We start from the raw sequence: 3,575 nt of genomic DNA on the forward strand, positions 1-3,575 counted from the left end.
AAATCTGGCAGTTATTTCCATTGCCAAATCCTCTTTGACCTTTTTTGGATGAAGAGAACCGTCGGTCACGCCGTTTTTTAGAACTTCAATCTCATCCAATGTTTTTGCACTCAAAAGCTCGTAATATCTCCACATAAGTTCATCAGAAACGCTTAGCACTTTTCCAAACATGTCGTTTGGTTCATCTGCTACGCCTATGTAGTTATTTAGAGATTTACTCATCTTCTGCACGCCATCGAGACCCTCTAAGATAGGCATCATAAGAACAGACTGCTCTTTTCCTATCTCATAAGCACGTTGAAGATGACGACCCATCAGAAGGTTGAACTTCTGGTCGGTTCCGCCTATTTCGATGTCACTTTTGAGGTGAACACTGTCATAGCCCTGAAGCAGGGGGTAGATAAATTCGCTGATTGAGATAGATATTCCGCTTTTGTGTCTTTTGTCAAAATCATCGCGCTCAAGCATTCTTGCAACATTAAATGTTGTCGTAAGCGTCAACATCCCAGATGCCCCAAGCAGGTTTATCCACTCAGAGTTAAAGACAACTTCAGTTTTTAAAGGGTCTAAAATCTTAAAAACCTGCTCTTTGTAGCTCTTTGCATTCTCTTGTATCTCTAGAGCACTTAGCGTTTTTCTAGTAGCACTCTTTCCCGAAGGATCACCTATTTGCGCAGTAAAATCGCCGATAAGAAACTGGACTTTCGCGCCATATTTTTGAAAAGTGGAGAGTTTTTGCAAAAGCACCGTATGCCCAAGATGCAAATCCGGTGCGGTCGGGTCAAAACCCGCCTTTACAGTATATGTTTTCCCCTCATCAAAGTACGCTTTTAATAGTTTTTCAATTCTCTCATTATCTATTATCTCTGCACTGCCTCGTTGTATCTCTCTTAAAGCTTCTTGTAACATAATTCTCTATTTTTCCTATTTATAGTCTATTTGTAAGCATCATCGGTACGAATGAGATGTATTACTTTTATTTTTTGTTCGATTTTACCACGAAGCAAGTTAATATCAGCTTCTTTGCTCTCAAACCCAATCTCACAATACTTTGTTGTCTCGCTTCTATTTTTGCCAAGCTCTATCTGCGTTATATCGATCTTTAATTTTGCAAGGTAGTTTAAGAACTCCGCCAAAGTCCCTACTCCGCTGTGAAGCGAGACTATCATATTGTAGTTAAACGTGTTTAGTTTCTGCCATCTTATAAATACCATCGGTTCATGGTTTTCAAGTTTTTTTGAAGCACTTGAGCACATTTTGTGGTGCACATGTGCTTTGCCCTTCTCTAAAAACGCCATTATCTCATCGCCATTTTTGGGATGGCAGCAGTAGTCAAAAACTATGTCACTTACTCCCGATGTAGCATAAATCTCAAGATCTCCGAAAGGGTAGCGTTTTATCTTAAATCTGTGTCTTGAGAGAAATCTTTTAAATCTGTTGTTTTGATTTATGTCTATTATATATTTGTGTATAACTTCACGAAAATGCTCAATATCCGTAGCAATTGTGGCTACCTTTTCACAGCCGTTTTTATCGAACCACTCTTCGACTCTTGAATAACCAAGATTCATAGCAGTAGCTACTATACTCACACTTGTTCTGGAGTTTATATCTCTTATTCTGGCATTGCATTTGTACTTCATATTGGTTTTTGCTTTAGACGTTTTGACCGCATCAATCCAGCTGCATCTGGTTATGCTGCTCTCACCGACCTCTATTTTTACGATATCCCCGTTATGAAGCTCGTTTATAAGTGATGTTTTTACCTTGTTAACAAGTGCAGATTTTGCATGGTTGCCTACATGAGTATGAACCGCATAAGCAAAATCAAGAACTACCGCACCGCGAGGAAGTGTAAAGGCTTCACCTGTAGGAGAGAAAACAGATATGTCTTCGCTGTAGAGGTCGTTTTTTATAAGGTCATAAAAATCTTCAACAGACTCATTTTGGTATCCTAGATTATGAAGCCAGTCAAGTTTTATGCTGTTGTTCCCGCCGCTCTTATATTTCCAGTGCGCTGCAACGCCTAGTTCTGCAGTTTTGTGCATATCATACGTTCTAATTTGAACCTCAAATATAGCAGTATTATAAAAAACAGTCGTATGAATCGTTCTGTATCCATTATCTTTAGGAACAGCTATATAGTCTTTAAATCTTGAAGAGAGAGGCTGAAAATGCAGATGGATAAGTCCCAGTATTTTGTAACACTTGACGGCATCATCGGTCAATATTCTAACCGCTAAAAGGTCAAGAACCTCCTCTATACCAACCCCTTTTCTCTGCATTTTAAGGTAGATTGAGTATGTGTGTTTTACACGCGAGAGTATCTCAAACTCATCTTCACAAAAGCCGTTTTGGACCAAAACCTTATTTATCGACTGCTTGAACTCATCAAGCTTCATCTCTATTGCATGATAGTTTGCATCAAGATAGCTATCTATATGACGCTTCTCTTCTTTAAAAAGGTATGAGAAACTTAAATCTTCTAATAGATTTTTTAAAAAAGAGATTCCAAGACGGTGAGCTATTGGTGAATAGACGACAAGAGTCTCTTCGGCAATTCTCTGCTGCTTTTGCTCAGGAAGTGCATCGAGGGTGAGCATATTATGAAATCTGTCACAAAGCTTTATAACCAAAACCCTGACATCTTTTATGCTTGCTAAGAGCATCTTTCGAAAAGAGAGTGCCGATACGACAAGGCGTTCATTGGAGTTAGAGGGAATAAGTTCGGCGTCTCTAATGCTGTCTATCTTTGTGAGACCCTCGACTAAATGCGCGACATCTTCACCAAAAAGATTTTTAATCTCATCAATGTTGACATGTGTATCTTCTACGATGTCATGCAGGAGTGCGGCTATCGCCATTGCCTCGTCATTTGTAATAGATGAGACAATGGCTGCTACTAAAATGGGGTGGACTACATAGGGTTGACCACTTTTTCTAAACTGCTCTTCATGTGCAACTTTGGAGTATTCCAAAGCTCTCTCAAGAGCATCGCTATGAGGCATCTGCTCAAAAAGGTACTCTGTTGCCGAGTCAACATTATCTATCTGCTTTATTTTTTCGATATCCATTTGACCCAGACTCAATTAACTATTTTTTGTTATCCACAAAGCCCTTGATTATTATAAGGCCCTCAGCTATCTCCATTAAAGCCAAATCTGCAACTTTTACATTTTTAGAAACATTTAGCTTAGTTGGCGCTCCGTTTAAAAGCTCATCTGTTCTTTTTGAAACCGCTATTGCTAGTTGGTAGCGATCCATATTTGGGTTGTTGTCTAAAATCTTTGCTGTTAACTCTTCTATTCTCATCTTATATCCTTTATTTTTTTACAATTATCTTACAATTGAGCAGTTTTGCATATTTCCATTTTGTAAAATATCCAAAAGATTGCCTTTTTTAAACATATCACATACCAAAATTGGAAGCGAGTTGTCCTTTGCCAGTGCGATGGAAGTATCGTCCATAACTTTTATATTGTCTGAAAGCGCCTGCTCGTATGACAGTTCAGGCAGCTTTAGGGCATCGCTGAACTTATTTGGATCTTTGTCATAAACTCCGTCAACCTTTGTTG

Annotated in this window: 3 protein-coding genes and 1 pseudogene; all 4 read right to left on the bottom strand. The window is 38.8% G+C overall.

The features are described from left to right. Window positions 1-909: tyrosine--tRNA ligase (tyrS, locus tag RQ763_RS10665; protein ID WP_314152940.1), on the bottom strand; the 909-nt coding region annotated here is incomplete at its 3' end. A 26-nt stretch (window positions 910-935) separates the two neighbouring features. After that, entirely contained in the window at window positions 936-3,074 is a 2,139-nt protein-coding gene (locus RQ763_RS10670; RefSeq protein ID WP_314152942.1) for a RelA/SpoT family protein, read from the bottom strand. A gap of 19 nt (window positions 3,075-3,093) precedes the next feature. Further along, entirely contained in the window at window positions 3,094-3,312 is a 219-nt protein-coding gene (locus RQ763_RS10675) for a DNA-directed RNA polymerase subunit omega (protein ID WP_314152943.1), read from the bottom strand. A gap of 24 nt (window positions 3,313-3,336) precedes the next feature. Next, window positions 3,337-3,575 (bottom strand): annotated as a pseudogene (locus RQ763_RS10680) (UMP kinase); the annotation flags it as partial.

It is taken from the genome of Sulfurimonas sp. (assembly GCF_032250635.1).
Classification (GTDB): domain Bacteria; phylum Campylobacterota; class Campylobacteria; order Campylobacterales; family Sulfurimonadaceae; genus Sulfurimonas.

What these genes read in the sequence shown, in the direction of transcription:
- RQ763_RS10670 (WP_314152942.1), bottom strand. Translation starts at nt 3,074, where the DNA reads ATGGATATCGAAAAAATAAAGCAGATAGATAATGTTGACTCGGCAACA.
- RQ763_RS10675 (WP_314152943.1), bottom strand. Translation starts at nt 3,312, where the DNA reads ATGAGAATAGAAGAGTTAACAGCAAAGATTTTAGACAACAACCCAAAT.